16 protein-coding genes and 1 pseudogene are annotated in these 20,251 nt (G+C 40.9%); 9 read left to right on the top strand and 8 right to left on the bottom strand.

The features are described 5' to 3' along the window. The first annotated feature begins 204 nt into the window (after positions 1 to 204). Together arsB and V7K98_RS20455 are read left to right on the top strand one after the other, a co-directional pair. Positions 205 to 1,266: an ACR3 family arsenite efflux transporter gene (gene arsB / locus V7K98_RS20460; protein ID WP_335025091.1), complete on the top strand. Its 1,062-nt coding sequence runs from the start codon at positions 205 to 207 to the stop codon at positions 1,264 to 1,266. An 87-nt stretch (positions 1,267 to 1,353) separates the two neighbouring features. Continuing rightward, positions 1,354 to 1,647: an antibiotic biosynthesis monooxygenase family protein gene (locus V7K98_RS20455; protein WP_335025089.1), complete on the top strand. Its 294-nt coding sequence runs from the start codon at positions 1,354 to 1,356 to the stop codon at positions 1,645 to 1,647. A gap of 52 nt (positions 1,648 to 1,699) precedes the next feature. Here V7K98_RS20455 and pcrA read toward each other — a convergent pair whose 3' ends face one another. Continuing rightward, positions 1,700 to 4,021 carry a DNA helicase PcrA gene (pcrA, locus tag V7K98_RS20450; protein WP_335025087.1) on the bottom strand — a complete coding sequence of 774 codons (2,322 nt, stop codon included), beginning with the start codon at positions 4,019 to 4,021 and terminating at the stop codon, positions 1,700 to 1,702. 827 nt (positions 4,022 to 4,848) lie between these two features. On the opposite strand from pcrA, the gene V7K98_RS20445 reads away from it, so the two are divergent. The 3 genes from V7K98_RS20445 to V7K98_RS20435 are packed head-to-tail and all read left to right on the top strand — an operon-like array spanning position 4,849 to position 6,863. After that, positions 4,849 to 5,817, top strand: coding sequence for a sodium-dependent bicarbonate transport family permease (locus V7K98_RS20445; protein ID WP_335025085.1), 969 nt, complete (start codon positions 4,849 to 4,851; stop codon positions 5,815 to 5,817). A gap of 4 nt (positions 5,818 to 5,821) precedes the next feature. After that, a complete protein-coding gene (locus V7K98_RS20440) occupies positions 5,822 to 6,133 on the top strand; it encodes a P-II family nitrogen regulator (protein WP_335025083.1) in 312 nt (103 codons plus the stop codon). A 16-nt stretch (positions 6,134 to 6,149) separates the two neighbouring features. Beyond that, a complete protein-coding gene (locus V7K98_RS20435) occupies positions 6,150 to 6,863 on the top strand; it encodes a carbonic anhydrase (RefSeq protein WP_335025081.1) in 714 nt (237 codons plus the stop codon). 127 nt (positions 6,864 to 6,990) lie between these two features. Here the strand turns inward: V7K98_RS20435 and V7K98_RS20430 are convergent, their stop codons facing one another. Continuing rightward, the gene (locus tag V7K98_RS20430) at positions 6,991 to 8,715 is read right to left on the bottom strand and encodes a sensor histidine kinase (protein WP_335025079.1); all 1,725 of its coding nucleotides are present in this window, start codon (positions 8,713 to 8,715) and stop codon (positions 6,991 to 6,993) included. 954 nt (positions 8,716 to 9,669) lie between these two features. On the opposite strand from V7K98_RS20430, the gene V7K98_RS20425 reads away from it, so the two are divergent. Next, a complete protein-coding gene (locus V7K98_RS20425; protein WP_335025077.1) occupies positions 9,670 to 10,107 on the top strand; it encodes a CAAD domain-containing protein in 438 nt (145 codons plus the stop codon). 204 nt (positions 10,108 to 10,311) lie between these two features. On the opposite strand, the gene V7K98_RS20420 is transcribed toward V7K98_RS20425, so the two are convergent. Together V7K98_RS20420 and V7K98_RS20415 are read right to left on the bottom strand one after the other, a co-directional pair. Next, the gene (locus V7K98_RS20420; RefSeq protein ID WP_335025075.1) at positions 10,312 to 11,457 is read right to left on the bottom strand and encodes an S-layer homology domain-containing protein; all 1,146 of its coding nucleotides are present in this window, start codon (positions 11,455 to 11,457) and stop codon (positions 10,312 to 10,314) included. A gap of 81 nt (positions 11,458 to 11,538) precedes the next feature. Further along, complete coding sequence (locus V7K98_RS20415) at positions 11,539 to 12,303, bottom strand: Uma2 family endonuclease (RefSeq protein ID WP_335025073.1); 765 nt, start codon at positions 12,301 to 12,303, stop codon at positions 11,539 to 11,541. A gap of 264 nt (positions 12,304 to 12,567) precedes the next feature. On the opposite strand from V7K98_RS20415, the gene V7K98_RS20410 reads away from it, so the two are divergent. After that, on the top strand, positions 12,568 to 13,926 hold the full coding sequence (locus V7K98_RS20410; protein ID WP_335025071.1) for a sensor histidine kinase: 1,359 nt from the start codon (positions 12,568 to 12,570) through the stop codon (positions 13,924 to 13,926). 39 nt (positions 13,927 to 13,965) lie between these two features. Here the strand turns inward: V7K98_RS20410 and V7K98_RS20405 are convergent, their stop codons facing one another. The 3 genes from V7K98_RS20405 to V7K98_RS20395 form a co-directional block, all read right to left on the bottom strand. Then, on the bottom strand, positions 13,966 to 15,045 hold the full coding sequence (locus V7K98_RS20405) for a sensor histidine kinase (RefSeq protein ID WP_335025069.1): 1,080 nt from the start codon (positions 15,043 to 15,045) through the stop codon (positions 13,966 to 13,968). A gap of 144 nt (positions 15,046 to 15,189) precedes the next feature. After that, positions 15,190 to 16,347, bottom strand: a complete 1,158-nt coding sequence (locus V7K98_RS20400; RefSeq protein ID WP_335025067.1) for an FIST signal transduction protein — start codon at positions 16,345 to 16,347, stop codon at positions 15,190 to 15,192. A gap of 373 nt (positions 16,348 to 16,720) precedes the next feature. Then, positions 16,721 to 18,205, bottom strand: coding sequence for a glycosyl hydrolase family 57 (locus V7K98_RS20395; RefSeq protein ID WP_335025065.1), 1,485 nt, complete (start codon positions 18,203 to 18,205; stop codon positions 16,721 to 16,723). A 2-nt stretch (positions 18,206 to 18,207) separates the two neighbouring features. Here V7K98_RS20395 and V7K98_RS20390 point away from each other — a divergent pair, with 2 nt between their 5' ends. Together V7K98_RS20390 and V7K98_RS20385 are read left to right on the top strand one after the other, a co-directional pair. Then, positions 18,208 to 18,390, top strand: a complete 183-nt coding sequence (locus V7K98_RS20390; protein ID WP_335025063.1) for a hypothetical protein — start codon at positions 18,208 to 18,210, stop codon at positions 18,388 to 18,390. Beyond that, positions 18,354 to 18,479, top strand: a pseudogene (locus V7K98_RS20385) (PepSY-associated TM helix domain-containing protein); the annotation flags it as partial. The gene V7K98_RS20390 and the pseudogene V7K98_RS20385, both read left to right, overlap by 37 nt. 150 nt (positions 18,480 to 18,629) lie before the next feature. Here the strand turns inward: V7K98_RS20385 and V7K98_RS20380 are convergent. Continuing rightward, on the bottom strand, positions 18,630 to 19,502 hold the full coding sequence (locus tag V7K98_RS20380) for an SDR family NAD(P)-dependent oxidoreductase (RefSeq protein ID WP_335025061.1): 873 nt from the start codon (positions 19,500 to 19,502) through the stop codon (positions 18,630 to 18,632). Positions 19,503 to 20,251 lie beyond the last annotated feature (749 nt).

Raw genomic sequence — 20,251 nt, 5'->3', positions numbered from 1 at the left:
GCGATGCCTATGGCGGTAAACTACGCCACATCGATACACAAAAGGTTTTGAACAGCATAAAGAATAAAGGAAAATTGCTATCCATCAATTTTTTTTGATGAATTTTAATTCCTAATGTTATGCTTTATATTGACACATCAAGTTTTCTTGAAATGATATACATGTAATGAAACTTTAAATTATGTAAGCTGTATGAACTCCGTAATGAGCAAAAAAACTTCAAAACGCCTCTCCTTTATTGACCGCTTCCTGACCTTATGGATTTTTTTGGCAATGGCTTTTGGTGTTGGTTTAGGCTATTTCTTTCCTGGAATAGAAGCATTTATCAACCAGTTCCAGGTGGGAGCAACTAATATACCAATTGCCATCGGGTTAATTCTAATGATGTACCCGCCTCTTGCTAAGGTGCGGTATGAAGAGTTAGGGGATGTATTTCGCAACGGAAAAATTCTTGGTGTTTCACTAATTCAGAATTGGGTCATTGGGCCAATTTTGATGTTTGCTCTGGCGGCTACCTTTTTACACAGTTATCCAGAATACATGACGGGATTGATTCTGATTGGATTAGCCCGTTGTATTGCAATGGTAGTTGTGTGGAGTGACTTGGCACGAGGCAATACAGAGTACACAGCTGGATTGGTTGCCTTTAATAGTATCTTTCAAGTTATCTTTTATAGTCCTTATGCCTGGTTCTTTATTACTGTATTGCCGCCACTATTTGGGTTACAAGGTAGTGTCGTGAACGTCAGCATTGCCGAGATTGCCAAAAGTGTATTTATCTATCTCGGTATTCCCTTTTTAGCTGGATTTTTCACTCGTTACTTCTTAGTGAAAGTGAAAAGCAAGCAGTGGTATCACGAGGAATTTGTACCTAAAATTAGTCCGATTACGCTGATTGCTCTGTTATTTACAATCGTGGTCATGTTCAGCTTGAAAGGGAAGTTGATCGTTCAGATACCCTTAGATGTGGTGAAGATTGCAATTCCGTTGATTGTCTACTTCATCATCATGTTTCTGGTCAGCTTTTACATGGCTTGGCGTGTTAAGACAGACTATTCTAGAGCCGCAAGTGTAGCGTTTACATCGGCAGGAAATAATTTTGAACTTGCGATCGCAGTGGCAATTGCTGTGTTTGGCATTAATTCGGGTGTTGCTTTTGCGGCCGTTGTCGGGCCTTTAGTAGAAGTGCCTGTATTGATTGGTCTAGTTAATGTTGCCTTCTGGCTTGAAAAACGTTATTTCACAACACCTGAATCGAGAATCTGATAAATTTTGGACTAATGCTCAAACAAATGGAACAACTCAGCACTCAGCCCTGAGTGTTGTTAACCTAATTATTCACCGCAAAACTTTATGATTCTTGAAGCAGTGATACTTCCTGTTAAACCTGGTCTAGAATCCGATTTTGAAGCTGCTTTTAAAGAAGCTTCTAAAATTATTTCCTCAATGGACGGATATTTATCTCATGAACTGCATAGATGTATAGAAGTCCAAGGTAAATATTTGTTACTTGTCAGATGGGAAAGTTTAGAATCTCATACTATCGGATTTAGAAATTCTGTTGAGTATCAAGAGTGGAAAAAACTTCTACATCATTTTTATGAACCATTTCCCACTGTTGAACACTTTGAAGAAATTGAAATATGAAAAATTAAGATCCCCGACTTCTTTAAGAAGTCGGGGATCTGTGGCTTTGTGTTCAAACTTTTTGCAACTGCGCTACTCTTGGATCAACAATTTTTTGTCCCAAGCTGGCAAATTTAATTGCTACAGACATTTTACTACCTGTTCCGAAAACATGAGTAATTTCACCAAGTCCAAAAGTTTTATGCAATACCCGATCGCCTACTTGCCAATTCTGCGTTGAGTCTTGTTTACCATTAGAACTAGAGGCACTTTTGGTATAACTTTGACGACTCGCGCGTTTGGTAGATAACAATTCTTCTGGTAATTCGTCGAGAAATTGCGATCGCATCGCAGGTTCCCGCGAACCATACAAACGCCGTTCCCGCGCGTGTGATAAAAATAACCTTTCTTGGGCGCGAGTAATTCCCACATAACACAGGCGGCGTTCTTCTTCCAAAGATGCCGGATCGCCCAGCGAACGGTAGCCGGGAAATAGCCCTTGTTCTAATCCCACCAAAAATACTACGGGAAATTCCAAACCTTTGGATGCGTGCAAAGTCATCAAAGAAACGGCTGTCTGTCCTTCTTTTAAATTATCCAAATCGGAACTAAGGGCAGCACTACTCAAAAAGTCTCGCAGTGAAACCTCTTCGTTTTCTTCTTGAAATTGCAGTGCGGCGTTGTAAAGTTCCTGGACGTTTTGTACCCGATCTGTGGCTTCATCTGTGCCTTGACTCATCAAGTCTTGAACGTAACCAGAATCTTCTAATATTCCTTGCAAAACCTCAGTCACGGGAAGCGTACCGATTTGTGCTTGCCAACGACTAATCATTGCGGCAAAGTTATTTACAGCTTTTGTCGCCCTTCCAGCTAAGGTATTAACTGATGTTTCGTCGCTGAGTATTTCCCACAGAGTTGTCCCTAGTTGTTGGGAGGCGTTCATTAAAGCATCAATAGTGGTTTTGCCAACTCCCCGCCGGGGAGTATTGATAACTCGTAATAAACTGACTGTATCAGATGGGTTAGCGATCGCTCTTAAGTATGCGATGACATCTTTGATTTCTTTGCGATCGTAAAATCTCATTCCCCCTACAATCACGTAAGGAATTTGTTTTTCTACTAATAATTGTTCAAAAGGACGAGATTGAGCGTTTGTCCGATAAAGTATAGCAAAACTACCCCAGTCTAACTCTGGATTTTGGTTTTCTAAAGTGCTAATTTGATTAATGACAAATGCCGCTTCTGCAAGTTCTTCATCGGCTTTGTGACAAGTAATTTGCTCACCCGGCCCCCGCGTAGGTTTCAGGATTTTATCAATCCGTTGGGTGTTATTTTCAATTAGTTCATTAGCCGCTTGTAAAATATTTTCACAAGAACGATAGTTTTCTTCCAACTTAACCATCGTTCGGGTGTCATCATCTACCAAACCATCGCCAAAGTCTTCCTGAAATCCCATCAAAATGGTGAAATCTGCCATCCGAAAGCTATAAATCGATTGATCTGCATCACCGACAACGAAAACTGAGCGATTTTCCCATTCCCATTCGCTCTTTTTAGTTTCGCCGTTAGTTACTAATAAGTGGATGAGTTGATATTGAGTACGATTAGTATCTTGATATTCATCTACAAGGATATGGCGAAATTGGCGATGCCAGTAACCCAAAACTTGCTCGTTTTGCTGAAATAATCTTGTAGTAACTAGAATCAAATCATCAAAATCGAGAGCATTGTTTTGTGCTAATTTATCTTGATAACGATTATAGACATCAGCAATTACCCTTCCGCGATAATTTGGTTGATCTTGCTCAAATTCTTGGGGCGATAAACCTTGGTTTTTAGCATTACTAATAGCGTAGCGGACAGAACGGGCATCAAATTTTTTATCATCTAGGTTTAAGTCTTTAGTAACAATTTCTTTTATCAGGCTTTGAACATCAGATTCATCAAAAATGGAGAAATTATTATTCCAACGCCGCCCTTTCTCATCTTGATATTTCCCAAGTTCAGAGCGCAGAATACGAGAACATAAGCTGTGGAAAGTGTTACACCACAACAATTTTATCTTATTTTTATAAACTTTTGAACGCAATTCCATTTGTTGATATTCTGTCAACAAATCCAACTGCTTACCGTGTTCTTTCATTGCCAAGTCTTCAGCAAACAGCCGTTGAATCCGTTCTTTCATTTCCCGTGCGGCTTTGTTGGTAAAAGTAACCGCCAGGATATTTTCTGGATCAACACGGTGTTTCAGAATCAGATTTGCAATGCGAGAAGTCAGCGCTCGTGTTTTGCCGGAGCCTGCGCCAGCAACAACTAGCAACGGGCCGCAGTAATGTTCTACAGCTTGACGTTGACTAGGGTTAAGGTGACTGAGAAAGTCAATGGTTGTTGTCATAGATGTGAAAAAGCGCTCGCCTGGTGTCACATCAATAGAGAGTCGCTATTGCCCAGGTTACAATATCCTAACGAAAGTTGGTCAATAAAGATTGTGCGGCAATATTCTTAACCAGAATGGTACTCTATCATGATTTATGTAGAACCAAGAAAAAGCTATGCTTTCAGTTAAAGGCACATTCCAAAACGGTGTGGTTCATCCTAACGAACCAATTGAAGGGCATGAGGGACAGTCAGTCATAATCGTGTTTGTCGAATAAAATAGCACACCTGTGCCAACAATCCCAAAAGACTCAGATTGGAATAAACTGAGGTAACTGATTAAAAATTGTGCAGTTGATACAGATATTGGCGACTTAGCACACCAGTATGACCATTATCTTTATGGAATACCAAAGCGAGAATCATAACCTTGACGAAAGTTTTTGTCTTCACAGCTGCCTGGATTGCCCTTCTTAACTTTTATAAATCAAAAAATACTGAGATTTAAGCAAGGTTTATGTAGGGGCAATTCATGTATTGCTTCTATAATACGTTAATTTTTTATACGCTAAATAGGTTGATCACGAGTTCTTCTGACACTTTCTGTCGTAAGATCAGCGACGGGGAATCTAACATCAAAAAATGTTGGGCAAGCTCTCACTTTTTCTGTTTCAGCGCTGTTTAACACCTAACCAATAAGTATTGTTACTAATAGGACGATTCACTCCTTGAGTAGCCAATTGACATGGGGTAGCGATACACAATACATCACGATTCAACCGTTAAGTTTTTAAAGATGAAAAATTTCTTTAATTTCAGGTTTAACCAATACAAGGAGAGGTGGATATGGATCTGAGCTTAATTGTATCCAATATTTTGAATCCGCCAATCCTGTTTTTCTTTTTAGGCATGACTGCTGTTTTTGTCAAGTCCGATCTAGAAATTCCTGCACCAATACCCAAACTCTTTTCGTTGTATCTGCTGTTTGCCATTGGTTTTAAAGGAGGGGTAGAACTAATCAAAAGCGGTGTAACTCAGGAAGTAGTTCTAACACTGGCGGCAGCAATGATGATGGCTTGTGTTGTTCCAATTTACACCTTTTTTATCCTAAAGTGGAAATTGGATACTTACGATGCGGCTGCGATCGCAGCAACCTACGGTTCTATCAGTGCTGTCACCTTCATCACAGCTAGCGCTTTTTTAACTGAGCTTGGCATTGCTTTTGATGGTTACATGGTGGCAGCCCTTGCCCTGATGGAATCTCCAGCAATTATAGTTGGTCTAATTTTGGTGAATATATTCACCGCCGATGGCAAGCGAGAGTTTTCGTGGCCGGAAGTTTTGCAAGAAGCATTTCTTAATAGTTCAGTCTTTCTATTAGTCGGTAGTCTATTTATAGGTGTCTTAACAGGAGAACGGGGTTGGAAAGTATTAGAACCCTTTACTCAAGGGTTATTTTATGGGGTTCTCACCTTCTTTTTACTTGACATGGGATTGGTGGCTGCTAGAAGAATTAAAGACTTGCAAAAAACCGGAGTTTTCCTAATTTTATTTGCCATACTAATCCCAATACTTAATGCAGCCATTGGGTTAGCGATCGCCAAATTCATCGGTATGCCTCGCGGAGATTCGCTTTTGTTCGCTGTATTGTGTGCCAGTGCTTCTTACATTGCTGTCCCAGCAGCTATGCGGATGACTGTTCCAGAAGCAAATCCCAGTCTGTATGTTTCTACCGCTCTAGCGGTGACTTTCCCGTTCAATATTATTGTGGGAATTCCGTTATATCTCTACGGAATTAACCTATTTTGGAGGTAATAATATGCACGTAGTTAAAAAGATAGAAATTATTGCCAATTCCTTTGAACTTGCCAAAATTTTAGATAATTTAGACAAGTCAGGTGTACATAACCATGCCGTAATCCGCAATGTTGCTGGTAAAGGATTACAAGGAACGACAGAAGATTTAGACATGACCATGCTTGATAATGTTTATATAATTGCGTTTTGTATGCCAGAACAACTCAAGCGTGTTGTCGAAAATATCAAACCACTTCTCAACAAATTCGGTGGTACTTGCTACGTTACCGATGTGATGGAAATTCGCTCCGTTAGATGTGTCGCGTCAATGTAAGAGAGTTATAAATTCAATGAAGCATTTCATAGAACGTCGTGACTTTTTAAAATTGGGAATCACTGGGGCATTTGGAATGGCAGTAACTGCCAGTGATTTACTCTGGCGGGTGGAACAAGCTAAAGCTGACGAAAACCCTCCAAACCTCCCTGAATCTCTGAATCCCGATACAGCGCTTCAAAAGCTGATGGAGGGAAATCAGCGATTTGTCGATCATCACCCCCAATACCCCGATCAATCTGCGCTGCGGTTGAAAGAAGTTGCTCAAGCTCAACATCCATTTGCAACTATTCTTAGTTGTGCTGATTCACGAGTTCCCGCAGAAATTGTTTTCGATCAGGGCATCGGAGATATCTTTGATGTTCGGATTGCCGGAAATATTGCCACACATGAAGCGATCGGTAGTATTGAATATGCCGTTGTCTTGTTAGGTTCTCCACTGCTGATGGTGATGGGACATGAGCGTTGTGGGGCTGTAACGGCTGCTGTAAAAAAAGAATCATTACCAGGTGATATTAGTACTTTTGTTCGGGCAATTAAGCCAGCCCTGAAAAAGGTCAAGAATCTACCAGGTGACGCGGTTGAGAATGCTGTGGTGGCAAATGTGCAATATCAAATTGAACGGTTGCAAAAATCAAAGCTTTTAACTGAGCAGGTGAAGTCAGGTAAATTGAAAATCGTGGGCGGTCGTTACGACTTGGATACAGGAAAAGTAAGTATTATTACTTGATTTGACTGGGAGATGAGGGAGATGGGGGGAATTATTTAACAAGTTTTTTACTTGTTTCTTTCCCATGCCCCATGCCCCATGCCCCATGCCCCATGCCCAATTCCCAATTCCCAATTCCCAATTCCCTTCAATCCTGCACAGTCATTGGTAGACGGATAGTAAAAGTAGAGCCAATCCCCGGCTGACTTTTAACAATAATCTCGCCACCCATCATTTGACAGAAATGGCGGCTAATTGCTAACCCCAGTCCCGTACCTCCATATTTTTTCGTAGTCGAAGTATCTCCTTGTGTAAAAGGTTGAAATAACTGCTGTTGTTGATGGTCAGACATACCTATACCTGTGTCGGTAACGGTAAAAGTAATCATCCCCAGAGGAGCATCAAGTCGTACTTCATCCTTTTCTCTGTTGATTGTCAGCGTTACCTTGCCGTTTGTAGTGAACTTACTGGCGTTGCTCAACAAGTTTAATAATACCTGGCGCATCCTAGTTTGATCGGCGTACATGGTGCCAAGTTGCTGATCAAAATCCACTTCTAAAACATTGGCATTTTTTTCTATCGCTGGTTTGACTGTGAGGACGACGTTATGAATCAGATTTGCAATCTCGAATGTCTCTGGATAGAGGGTCATTTTCCCCGCTTCAATTTTTGACAAGTCGAGAATTTCGTTAATCAAGTGCAGTAAATGCTTCCCCGCAGCGTTAATTGTTTCTAAGTCTGTAATAAAGTCTGCCGATAAACCAAGATCGGTGGCATCATCTTCTAGAAGTTGGCTTAAGCCAATGACAGCATTTAGTGGTGTGCGTAATTCGTGGCTGACATTGGCTAAAAATACGCTTTTTGCCTTGCTAGCAGCTTCAGCTAATTCTTTAGCTTGTTGCAGTTCTTTGGTTCGCTCAGATACACGCTCAATCAGACGATTTAGAGATTTGGCGAGTAGGCCAATTTCATCTTCAGTGGTGACAGGCGCTCGTAAATCAAAATTATGTTTCCGCGCCACTTGTTCAGCTACTTGGGTGACAATGATGACTGGTTCTGCGATCGCGCGACTGGTACGCCAAGCTACAATGGCTGCGATCGCAACCGAAACGAGCATACTCAAAATCACGATGAAGCGCTCAACTACTTTTGCCTCCTCAACTGCTTTTTGCCTTTCTTGCTCTTGAATTTCAGCAGTTTGCAAGATGTTAGCCAAGTTTTGCGAAAGTTGGTCTAGCCGCATGGCTGTTTCACCACGCATAATTGTCAATAACTGCGATCGGGCAGCAGAAATCTGCTGAGGCTGCACTTTTTGGGAGTTAATTTTCTCTAAGATGGCCTCGATTTGGTCAACGTAAGCTTTTAAATTATTCTTGTAATCCAGCAATAAGGTTTGTAAGGTTGAACTTGTTGCTGCTAGTCTTTTAGGTTTACTGTCGATAAATCCAGAAATTTCTGACTCTAATTGTTTGGCTTTTTCAACATTCTTTAGAAAATCAGCTTTTTTCCTTTGCAACTGTTGTGAATTTTCTAATACAGCAACCAGATTAGAACTATGTAATTGTGCCCCTACTACTGCATCTTTATAATTACTCAGTAGCTGTCCTTGTGCATAAGCTTGATTAAATTGTCTTACTTCCCTTCCCCGGTAGTAGTTGGCAATCACTAACCCAGTTAGTGAGCCAAAAAACCCAATTCCTATAGCTACAAAGTACCCATAGCCAATTTTTTGATGGATACGCCAAGAACTGGCTTTGAGCTTCCCTCGTGAGGGAAATTCTATGGTCGGTAGTTCATCTGTCGATGGCTCTTCGGCTGACACTTTTTTGCTTTCTGAACTGCTGTCGATAGGGGTTGGCTTTTGAGTTGGCATTTCTCAAACCTCCTTGCCTTCCCGCAAAAATTACCAAATCACTTTAGCTTGTATAAACAGTTTAATTGCTGATTAACATTTACATTATCTTTTTTTATAGCAATACCAAATCATTGCTTACTAAACAATTAGCACAACCTCATATAGGATGAGTTATTTTGATAGCAATTCTACTAAGTATAATTACTGATAAAAATAGAATTCACTGTTTTCAGCAGCAGCAATGAATAATTTCCTGCACTAAAAACCAGCCTCAGACTGTCTTCTATTTCCCACATCACCTTCCTCGATACACAGTTGATAGCAACGAGTTTTTGGCATCAGGTACGCCACTAGTCTACCTTACTGCTTCCTTCTAAAATTAATACAATCAGGAAAAAACAAAAGGTTTGATTGTGGGGCATTGAGCATTGGGCATTGGTTATTTCTTCCTCATCTCCAACGCCAAAACATCCTTATCGTAAGACAACATAAAAGTCAAGTCTTTATGAACAGACAAAAACTTTTGTTACGTATTAATATCAAGACGAATGCGTTAATTGACGAACGCGGCTTAAGATAGTTTTAATATCAGCTAAAATCGGCTTTTACGCTTATATAAATGAGAGGTGGGCTGATTTTTGCCTGATTTGTACTTAGATTTAGTACGATTATGAGCAAATGACACGGAATGGGATAATCACAACCAGAGGATTCCAGTTGATTCAGAAAAGAACTTAGAAGGCCGATTATAATACATCCTGCTGCCTTCTTAATTCTATCCTCCTACTGACTGTCTACCTTGTAGTTGATGCAGTAGATATTAGGCGGCAATTATAGTTATAGGACGCTAAACCCTTTTTGTGACCTTTAACCAAATTGTACTGATGCACTTGTGCATTACCTAATCAACAACTTTTTGGTTGTAATTATCCAGATTAGAAAAACTCAACTGTCAAATTAATGGGAGTGAAAATGCCAGAACAAGAATTTACTGAAACCGCATCCAAAGAGACTATAGTGGCAGAGATCAACGCCCAAACGGGAACCATCACTAAACTTCAGCCTCCCGCACAGTCTCAAGACGAATGGCTAAAGTACGGGGAGCAAGTTTCTACGTTTTTAGCAACATTGCCAGAATATCTGGGAAGCTTCTTTAATCAATATAAGCAACCTCTGGTAACAGTTGGTTTAATTGTGGGATCAATTGTTGGGGTTAAAGTACTCTTGGCAATATTAGATGCTTTGAATGACATTCCCTTGGTAGCGCCTACTTTTGAGTTGATTGGTATTGGTTACTCTGCCTGGTTTGTTTACCGCTATTTACTCAAAGCCTCAACCAGGAAAGAGTTAACTAGTGAAATCACCACTCTGAAATCACAAGTGGTTGGGAAACAAATTCCAGAAGCTTAATATCTAATTATCGCTTCTCTACCAAACGTACTCCTAGATAGTAGTACGATCTAATTCTAAATAGCCGAAGTCTGAACGCCGGAAGTCAGCGTTCAGACTTCTTTCAAAATTGCGAACTGCTGTAATTACGAATTGCGAATTACGTAAAGCCTGCGGCATAGCTTCGCTTAACGCGGAGCGTGTCGGAGGCTCTATTACGAATTATTATTGAGACGATGACCTTGGGGATACTTTAACCTTTGGAGTGCGCGAAATTTCTGGAGAGGTGCTGGGCGATGCTTGTGCTGGGCTACGTCTACGCACTATATTTGGAGATGAAATTGCCTGCAACTTGCCCCGCTTTACTAAAGCTTGATGAATCATTGCTGCCACTTCAGCCCGACTAGCTACTTTGTTGGGAGCAAGGATTTGTGGATTTGGATAATTAACTACCAGACCATTGGTTGTAGCAGTAGCTATTTTGCCAATAGCATAAGGTGGAATATCTTTAGCATCTTTATAGACACTTAAAATCTTGTTTGGAGAAGTGGGTGCTTTCAGATTCAACCCACTGACAAGAGCAACTAAAACTTGCACTCGTGAAATATTTTCTTGTGGTTTGAAGGTTTTTTTCGGGTAGCCTGTGAGAAATCCATCACTAATGGCTTGGTCAATTGCTGGAGTTGCCCAGAATTTTGTTGGTACATCTTGAAATGCGATCGCAGTCTTAGACGGTTCTTGATCAAAAGCTTTTTGCACTATAGCAGCAAATTCAGCACGGTTTACGGGCTGATTTGGTCTAAAAGAATAATCAGGAAACCCCTTGAGAATACTACGGGAAGAAAGAACATCTATAAAACGCCGACCCCAAAAGCTAGTTGGCACATCGTTAAATGCAATTGGCGGTGGAATAATAGATTTTTGTTTTGCCGGAGTTACTAAAGGCAATGCTGATGCTTTAATTGATGAGTCAAGTACTGCTGAAGAGGGTACAGGTGTCTGTGGGGGTTGAGTCGGGATTACCTGAGCAGATGGTACTGGGCCCAAAGAAGTGGTGCTGTTAGTTGGCAATGAAGGTGTCTTGGGTTCAACAACAGCCTCTGGTGGAGAATAGGGCAAAATTTTGTTGGGGACTACATTCGGTTCTACCTTGGAAGTAGAGGGCAATACTTGATTTGATTGAACACTAGCCGACGGAGTGGAAGAAGCCGACAGTAGCCCGTTGAAGTTCCAGCTAGAATCCCTGCGAGACAATGACCAAAAAAGAATCGCTCCAATGGTGGTGAAGGCAACCAGAATGGCTATAAATTCATCAAAGCCAAGGGCAGTTTTTTGGGATGACTCCGGTTCGGAAGGAGGTCTATTTGTCATCGTGATTACCCTGATAGCAATAAAATATGTGTCTAAACAAAATTCGTAATGGGCTACGCTAACGTAATTCGTAGTAGAATTTCAGGCTTCTGGTTCAATACCGAGCGATCGCAATTGGGCAGTTAGGCGATCGGCCCTTTGGCGTTCCTGTTCAGCCCTTTGGCATTCCTGTTCAGCCCTTTGGGATTCCTGTTCGGCTCTTTCATCGCCACTCAACAACAAATTACCTTGTAAATCCCACCAACGCAACCAGGGTAATTCCACATTCTGATAAACTCCCTGCCATAAGCCTAATTCAACACCCAAAGGAACGATAGGATAATGTCCTCGTTCCTTTGCTGGTAACATCTGATACTGTCCTTCAATCAGATGATAAACTTCTATACTGGCTTTGCTCACTTCATAAATGCCGTAGAAGGGAGGACGAATTACCTGCTCATAAACCCAAAATTTACCCTTCCAAGGAGTTTTGTCTCGTTCTTCACTACCGTCCCCAGAGACAAATTCCAGGACAATCAACGGGGCAATAGACTCTTGCCACAATACATAAGAACGTCGCGTTTGCCCATTTAGCAAAAACGGTACATTTGGTGCATAAAACCAATCTGGTGCTTCTGCGCCTTTTTCAGGGGGATCAGTCAAGCGCCAGTAAATGCCTAAGTCCTGCCCAATACAATATTGATCTCCAGGATTTAATTTCTTGATGACAGGTGTAATGGAGTCAGTTAGTAGCAGGCTTTGGGGATGCTCTTGCCAATTTTTCACAAATTTGCCGTCAGAGTCAGGAAGCTGGGTATGATCGGGGAAAGGAATGAGAGCGGTGGGTGGATTGGTTAGAGAGGTCATAACGCTACCTTTGCACTCTTTGTAAAGGTTATTTTTAAGTTTAGCTTGCGTAGGCGTAGCCCGTCGTAGACATCGCGCTCTAAATATTCTCCACACAGATTATAAATTGCCCGCCAATTACTTCTAGTCACTTGAAAAAGATTTTTACCCTGGCATACCACTAGTCTTGCTAGATACCGAAACCAAAACCGTATTTCGAGGGTGGCGGAATGTAAAATATTAACTTATTGTTTACCCAATTCGTTGTAAAAATCAGGGTGTCTAGTGTCAGAAGAATTCAGTAGCCAAATCTCACCGCCATTTTTGTCTCTTGGTAGCGATCGCGAACTCAGTTTAGAGTCAACCCTCCAAGAACTACCAATGTATAACTTTCCAGTGGAAACAAATCACACTGGTATGGAAGTAGCTAGTTTTTTGGAAAGATACCCCCTGCTACCAGGAGTAATTTTGGTAGAACAAGGAAAGTTCATTGGGATGATTTCGCGGCGGCGATTGCTAGAATTTTTTATTCGCCCATTCGGACAAGAGTTGTTAGTTCAGGAACCATTAGCTGTTCTCTACAGCTATGCGCGGATAACGATGTTGGTGCTTGCTGATACGACATCGATTTTAACTGCGATGCAACTTAACTTAAAGCGATCGCCAGAATTATTAGCCGAACCAATTGTAGTAGAGACAGAATCTGGTAATTATAGATTGTTAGATGTCCAAGAATTGAATGTTATTTCTTGGCAAATTCGAGGAATGGACAATCTGGTACGGTATGAACGCAGCCAAGCCCAAATGATCCAAAATGATAAAATGGCAAATCTGGGACGTTTGGTAGACGGCGTAGCACACGAAATTTTAGACCCAGTGGGTTTTATTTGGGGTAATATCACTTATGTTTCAAATTACAGCCAAGATTTACTTAAGCTGATAGCTGTTTACGAGCAAGAATTACAATCAGATTCTCAGGCAATTAATCAGATTAAAGAAGAGATTGAATTTGATTTTTTAGAACAAGATTTGTCGCGATCGCTTGCTAGTATCCGCACCGGAGCAGAAAGATTAAAAAAACTCGTTACTAGTTTACAAAATTTCTGCCATATTGATGAGCTTTATCCCAAACCAGTAGATTTACACGCTTGCATAGATAGTATTATATTATTAATTAATAGTCGTCTTCAAGGAGAAATTGAAATAGTCAAATACTATGGTCAATTGCCTCCAGTTTATTGCTTTATGGGGCAGGTAAACCAGGTTTTGATGAATATTTTCAGCGAAGTTGTAGATACTTTACTTAATGAAGGAGTGCGACAGCAGTTGCATTCAGAAGAGACAAAGACTGTTCAAAAACCTCGAATTGAGATTACCACAGAAGTTATTTCGCAAGAAGCAAGCAACCCAAATGCACCAGATTCTCGTTGGATCTTAGTTCGCATTGCTGACAATGGCCCTGGAATGTCTCAAGAATTGCAACAGCAAATTATGGACTCTTTTTCTTTGGAAACAAAGAATAGTAAAAATACTAGTCTAGCAGTAAGTTATCGAATTATCACCGTCAGACATGGCGGAAAATTAAATTTTCATTCACAGATTGGTATAGGTACAAAATTTGAAATTTTATTACCTTTAGTTTAATTGATGCAGAATTATGCCCAATGCCCAATTCCCAAATTGTTAAATTACTTCCGAACCTCGGTGGTGGATAGGAAATTGAACTACAAACTCCGTTCCTTTTCCCTCTGTCGAAAAGAATTCTAACTTACCGCCATGTTTTTCAGTGATAATTTGATAACTGATAGCCATTCCCATGCCCGTGCCCTTACCGAGAGGTTTTGTTGTAAAGAAGGGATTGAAAATCTGTTTTTGAATCGATTCAGGAATTCCAGAGCCATTGTCAGCGATCGCAATTTTTACCCACTGCGAATCAATGACAGAGGTGCGAATCGCGATCGAACTGGGATTATTGCGGATTTCTTGATAAGTTCGTTTGGTATTGAATTCTTCTAGAGCATCTAGCGCATTTACGAGAATATTCATAAACACCTGGTTAATCTGTCCGGCGCAGCATTCTACATGAGATAAATTGCCGTAGTCTTTGATAATCTGAATTGCTGGGCTTTTGTCACTAGCTTTAAGGCGGTGCTGCAAAATCATCAAAGTATTGTCGATGCCTTCATGAATATCCACCACTTTAAACTCACCTTCATCTAGGCGCGAGAAGTTACGTAGCGATAGCACAATATCTCGGATACGCTCTGTCCCGATATTTATTGAGTTCAATACCATAATTGCGTCTTTTTCTAGAAACTCTAAATCGATGGTTTTGCGTTCGGTTTGAATTTCAGCAGGTGGGTGAGGGAAATGATGGTGATAAAGCTTTACCAGTCTTAGTAAGTCATTAGTATATTGACTAATATAGCTGAGATTTCCGTAAATAAAGCTAACAGGATTGTTGATTTCATGAGCAATACCTGCCACCATTTGACCCAGGGCAGACATCTTTTCGCTTTGAATCATTTGAGCTTGCATTTTATGCAAACTATCTAAAGTATTTTCTAACTCCTGGCCTCTGTGCTGCAAATCTGTCTGAGAGTCTTCTAACTCACAAATGACTTTCTTCAGTAAAAACTCTTTTGTTGCAATGTCAGTTTCTAGCTGGCGGCGTTCAGATTCGCAGCGTTCCAGCTTTTTCCGCAAGATACGGTTTGTCTTTTCCAATTCTTGGATTTGTATGGAATTGTCTTGGTTATCCATGCACTATTTATCACCAAATCAAGGGTTTAAGACCCCTACGTCTATACGTAGTATCAGTTGAGTTGGGGTTTAAATCCCCGACTCGAACTGTCTTTAATTTTGAAGTAATAAGTAATGGGTATTTACTCATTACTCATTACTCATTTATTTTGTCCCCATTAGTAATGTGACAAAAGTTTTGTTATGAAATTGCGTTTGCCCTCCCTTTACCAAAGGAGTAATCTCACCGTAACCGTAGAAACCACAGCAAGGCAATCCTTCAGGTAAATGAGTTTTGACAAACTGATACTCCTTTGCAGTCATAGTTCCGAGAATTCGCCGACGAGCTGCACAGGAAATAAGTAACGCTGCTGTTGGCTCCACACCAGGATAATCAGCTAGAGCATTCTTCAAGGATGTCTCCGAAGCTAACAGAATATTGTCACGAGTTGTATCAGTGATTTGTACAAGAGCCTGTTCAGCAATATCAGAAAAGAATGTAACGCTACCAGACTGTTGATCGTAGCCATTAGGTGCCCGCAAATAGAAATGATCTTGATCCTCAAAAACTGCTAGGGCGTGGATGGCATAGTTGGACGCAAATCTTTCTTCACCAAGATAGTACTGATAGAAATCTAAGGCACGCTGTCCATCAATTTCATAGACTACGTTGCCATCCACTTTAGTTACACGCCTACGTTGACTGATGGGAGTCCAACCACTTGCAACTCCGTGAGAAAATAATAGTTGTCCAGAGAACAGCAGCACTGGCACTGAATCACTTAACACTTCACCTTGGAAGAATTGGTAGGTTTTGTCAAAGGTATAGTCATCAGCAGTCATGCCCCCAATGATGGGAATATGCTGACCGAGGCTTTGTTTTAAACCCTCTAAAATTAAGACCCCGTTGCTTGTGAGGCTATCGGGAAAGGTGAGGCATAATTGTGGTAGTGATGCACTCTTGGACTTTGCTTGAGCGATCGCTTCTTGAGTTGCAAGGGCTGGATTTTTAGATGCTCCTCGGCCAATACCTGAGTGAATTTCCACTTCATCGCTAGCAAACAGCATTAAGGTTAGAGAATCTTGCTGAAACTCCAGAATTGAAGAGATTTCTCCATTTGTAGTTCCACCAATTAATTCAATTCCGGGAAAAGCATCCTGGATGCGTTGCAAAATTAACGCATGGTCAAAATCTATAGCAGTGAATAGAATTCCAGCTTGAGGAAGTAAGCCAGCAAGGGAACGGCTACATTCTTGAAGAACTTCTGCGATCGCATTTTGAGAATCAGGATCGTCACTATGACCAACAACAACTCGAAACACAACTACCTCATTGTAAGTTTTAACACCAGTGTGCTAACAACATTCCGATGGCAGCACCTATAAACCTACAATTAGATTTCCCACTTATTTGAATTAAATCTCAATTCACCTGACTTTTTATTGTCCGTCTCATCTAACGATTCCTAAAAACTCCATAAAAAACTTGGGGAGCATTTTCTACAATAATTAACTCCCCAGTCCCCAATCGTCAGTTCAATTCATCTGCAATATAGCGCTTCTCGAATGGAAGCAATACACTTTGACCTCTCTCCAAACCTCTCCCCTACAAGGGGAGAGGCTTTGAATCTTACTCCCCTTCCCTTGTAGGGAAGGGGCTGGGGGTTAGGTCTGTATTTCGTGCAATTGAGAACCGCTATAAATTTTCGCCACGTTGATAAATTTCCCGTGCGTAATCAGTCCAAGAACCTTGTCCCCAATAACGAAAACAACTGGTTTGTAGCAAAAGATTATGTAGAAGAACATTACGGTAGTGAGATTGTCTCGTAATAGGTTCTGCTGAATCAATTTGCTGTAGCGAATCAAATTTCTGATGGAATAAACTGCTTAATTGATACATTGGGGATAAGACATTTTCATATCCTTTTACCCAACTGATATGATTTGTCCATGAGGCTCCATCCAGATGAAAATTAGAGTTTATTTGCTTCAATTCTTGAATTGCATTTTCTACAGCTTCCGGTTGGGTATTATCTGGTGAAACTCTCTCCCAAATCTGATGTTGTCCCACTGGTTGACAAGTTGGATAATCTTCAGGTTTGCATCCAGCAGCTTGGATTAATTCTAAATATTCTGTACCGCATATTCCAACAACACCTGATTTTCCTCCTCCGTTATTGACCATATCCCACCAAGCTTGTTTAAAAGCGCTTGGGAATTCATTCATCATCACACCGCCATTTTCACCATCTCCAATTTGGCTAACTATTGGTGGTACAAATACACTGCCAATTTGTTGTTTAGATAATGTTTTGGCTTCATAATAAGGCTGCATTTGTGCCACTAATTTAGTATCCGAACCTTGGGTTTTAATTAAGGCTGTAATGCTAATAGTTTCACCTTGAGAATTCCGGGCTATCAGACGATGTGGTAAATGTTTGTGGGTAAGAGATTGTCCGCTAATTGTTTCTACAGAATGTTCTTGAACGAGTAGCCACTGATATCCACATTCTTTTAGCGCTTTTACAAATTCAAAGAGAGCGTCGGGGTGATTTGGTAGGTGCATTTCTGGAGGCGAAAATCCTTTGACTCGCGCTAGTGCTTCCCAACCAAAAATTGCGGCAAAGTGATGTTGCCATGCAATGATATGCAATTTAATATCTGCTATCGGTGTAGAAGGAATAACTGCATGGCCCCACATTGTACCCAGCCATTCTACATAAGGTTGGTAGGTGCGATCGCAAGTAATCCGTTTCAGACTATCGAGAACATCACCGCGTCCCATCTGCCGCAGTCCCCACAACAGATTACCTGAGTAATCCAACATCACACGGGGATTGCAACCTTGATTGACAAGTTCGGGGATCAAGTCTCCCATGCGACTGTAACAATGGGCAAAAGGATCTGCATTATGGTTATCCCCCTCGTTGGGATGTTCAAACATATATTGCAGATTGCTGATGAGTGTACCGCCATTTCCAGCAGGTATAGTTGGCTGGTGCATGTGTAAGGCGATCGCAAATACAGCTTTTACGTCTTCTAAGCGGATATTCGTTGTTGGTAAAAATACTGGCTTATCGTGGTTAACTACAGAGAGAACCTCTGTTTCCCAACCAGAAATATTCGGCAAGCCATCAATGATTTCGGGCAATGGGGTGAGAGTTGTGGGGAAGGAAAGCATTTTTGGTTGCTCCGAAACAAGGTATGTCTAATTATGCGATCGCCGCAGCAATTTCTCAGTTGCAACTAGATCCATTTAACCAAACTGCGATCGCGTCCTCAACTCCTTTGTTCCCCTACACTACGGTACTTTTGGTGGCTTACCCACCCGTATTTTCTACGTATTTGTGGGACTTGCACCGCTAATTTTGTTTATCACTAGCTTTGTGATGTGGTGGTATCGTTACAAAGGGAAAAAACTTAAAGACCAGATGATGAAAATGGTTGAGCATTAAAGTAGGAGTTAAGATTTGTTGGCATACATGCAGTGGTATAAGCTTACTCCCGTTTAAAAGTTTGCTCAACCACCCACTTTCTAGGCAATACCTCAAATCCTGGCTGGCGTTGATGCCACAATCAGGATTTATGTGCAGACACGCGATAAATCATGTTCTTGACAAGAACAAATCACCGAAACGATGGATTCTCGTCAAAAAATTCAGTTTCGGGATCAGCTTCTTGAGTCTTTCAGCAGGCTGTTGTTTTCTTGATTTTGGCGGAGTGGCGATTCGTAAAATTAACTCTAACAACCAAGGTGCAAGGCGTTGACACAATACGGCTAAATGACTTTGCCATCCGACTAAAATTTCTGGTGAATCATTTTGCATTCCGGTGACGAGTGCTTTCGCCACTTCCTGGGGAGTCATGGGGATCACCCAGCGAAATAATTTTAAGTCGCGCACCATGTCTGTGTCTGTGAGAGAAGGTAGTAATGCAATGACGCGGATATTATGTTCAGCTAGTTCTTGGCGCAAAGCTTGGGTAAATCCTAAAATGGCAAATTTGGTGGCTGAGTAAGTCGCCATCGTCGGTGCAGCAACTTTCCCCATGAGGCTCGATACATTGACAATTGTCCCTTGTCTTTGGCTGGCCATGCGTCGAGCGATCAGACTCGTGAGGTTGTACATTCCTAACAAGTTCACAGAGAGTTCTTCTTGAACTTGGGGCATTTTAGATTGCAAAAACGAGCTTTGGTACGCGACTCCCGCACAATTAACTAGCAGGTGAATCTGTCCGAAATTACGCCACAGTTGGGCAACAGCGATATTTACTTCAATTGTCTGAGTCAAATCTAATGCCACGATCGCAGTTTCTGTTCCCATCGCTTCGATTTCGTTAGCTACCTCAACTAACTTTTGGCGATCGCGTGCTACCAATATCAGTCGTTTGATGCCTTGTTGCGCTAGTTCGAGAGCGATCGCTCGTCCAATCCCACGCGAAGCCCCTGTAATTAGGGCAACTTTACCTTGAATCTCCATTGGTTTTATCCTCCAAAATCTAAGTCTTACCAACCTCTTCGTTATTGCCGATAAATACAATTAAGGGCTACTTGCTTGTCGGCACAAGGTAAGACAAATAATTAATCGCAATTAAAATCAAACTGAAACTAATAGCAACGAGATATTTCTTGGTTAATCTGCAATCCCTCATAATTGTCTATACGAGGCAGAAATTTCTCGTTTTTAACCCGTCAAAGCCCAACATATTTGGCTGAATCGGTATAGCTCATAGATTTTATTTCTCCTAGTTCAGAGCGTTCATCAGCATCGTCTTCATACACACGTTAGCAATTAAATCAAGGTGTTGCAATATTCTTTAATAAGAATTTCTTAATACTTCTTAACGACAAGCATATATATACAAAAGATTTTATTAAATAAGTTTTTATAAATCCCTAAGTATGAATATCTCATTTTCCTGACAAATAGCCTTGTTTTAGGTAATTTCTATATCTAAATATCATGTCCGATTAATCCAACTGAATAAAAAATATTTGCTCGTAGTCAGGACTTTAGTCCTGGTTTTTGGGACTGAAGTCCCCACTACAAACTGCTCGTTGATTTGGCGGACATCATATAATTCATCCTTTACGAACAAAAAAAGCGTATAGGATTTTGGTTGATGCTTGCAATAGTTAGACTTACTGATTTATCGGCAGATTTATATCAGCATATTTACTGATTTTTTGATAATAAAGGTTTCTGAGCTTTGATGTTTTTAAATAATA

Origin of the sequence: Nostoc sp. (assembly GCF_036917435.1) — a bacterium.
GTDB lineage: Bacteria > Cyanobacteriota > Cyanobacteriia > Cyanobacteriales > Nostocaceae > Nostoc.
Note: the sequence above shows the minus strand (reverse complement) of the source record. Positions and strands in the feature narration are given on the sequence as shown.

What these genes read in the sequence shown, in the direction of transcription:
- arsB (WP_335025091.1), top strand. Translation starts at nt 205, where the DNA reads ATGAGCAAAAAAACTTCAAAACGCCTCTCCTTTATTGACCGCTTCCTG.
- V7K98_RS20455 (WP_335025089.1), top strand. Translation starts at nt 1,354, where the DNA reads ATGATTCTTGAAGCAGTGATACTTCCTGTTAAACCTGGTCTAGAATCC.
- pcrA (WP_335025087.1), bottom strand. Translation starts at nt 4,021, where the DNA reads ATGACAACAACCATTGACTTTCTCAGTCACCTTAACCCTAGTCAACGT.
- V7K98_RS20445 (WP_335025085.1), top strand. Translation starts at nt 4,849, where the DNA reads ATGGATCTGAGCTTAATTGTATCCAATATTTTGAATCCGCCAATCCTG.
- V7K98_RS20440 (WP_335025083.1), top strand. Translation starts at nt 5,822, where the DNA reads ATGCACGTAGTTAAAAAGATAGAAATTATTGCCAATTCCTTTGAACTT.
- V7K98_RS20435 (WP_335025081.1), top strand. Translation starts at nt 6,150, where the DNA reads ATGAAGCATTTCATAGAACGTCGTGACTTTTTAAAATTGGGAATCACT.
- V7K98_RS20430 (WP_335025079.1), bottom strand. Translation starts at nt 8,715, where the DNA reads ATGCCAACTCAAAAGCCAACCCCTATCGACAGCAGTTCAGAAAGCAAA.
- V7K98_RS20425 (WP_335025077.1), top strand. Translation starts at nt 9,670, where the DNA reads ATGCCAGAACAAGAATTTACTGAAACCGCATCCAAAGAGACTATAGTG.
- V7K98_RS20420 (WP_335025075.1), bottom strand. Translation starts at nt 11,457, where the DNA reads ATGACAAATAGACCTCCTTCCGAACCGGAGTCATCCCAAAAAACTGCC.
- V7K98_RS20415 (WP_335025073.1), bottom strand. Translation starts at nt 12,303, where the DNA reads ATGACCTCTCTAACCAATCCACCCACCGCTCTCATTCCTTTCCCCGAT.
- V7K98_RS20405 (WP_335025069.1), bottom strand. Translation starts at nt 15,045, where the DNA reads ATGGATAACCAAGACAATTCCATACAAATCCAAGAATTGGAAAAGACA.
- V7K98_RS20395 (WP_335025065.1), bottom strand. Translation starts at nt 18,205, where the DNA reads ATGCTTTCCTTCCCCACAACTCTCACCCCATTGCCCGAAATCATTGAT.
- V7K98_RS20380 (WP_335025061.1), bottom strand. Translation starts at nt 19,502, where the DNA reads ATGGAGATTCAAGGTAAAGTTGCCCTAATTACAGGGGCTTCGCGTGGG.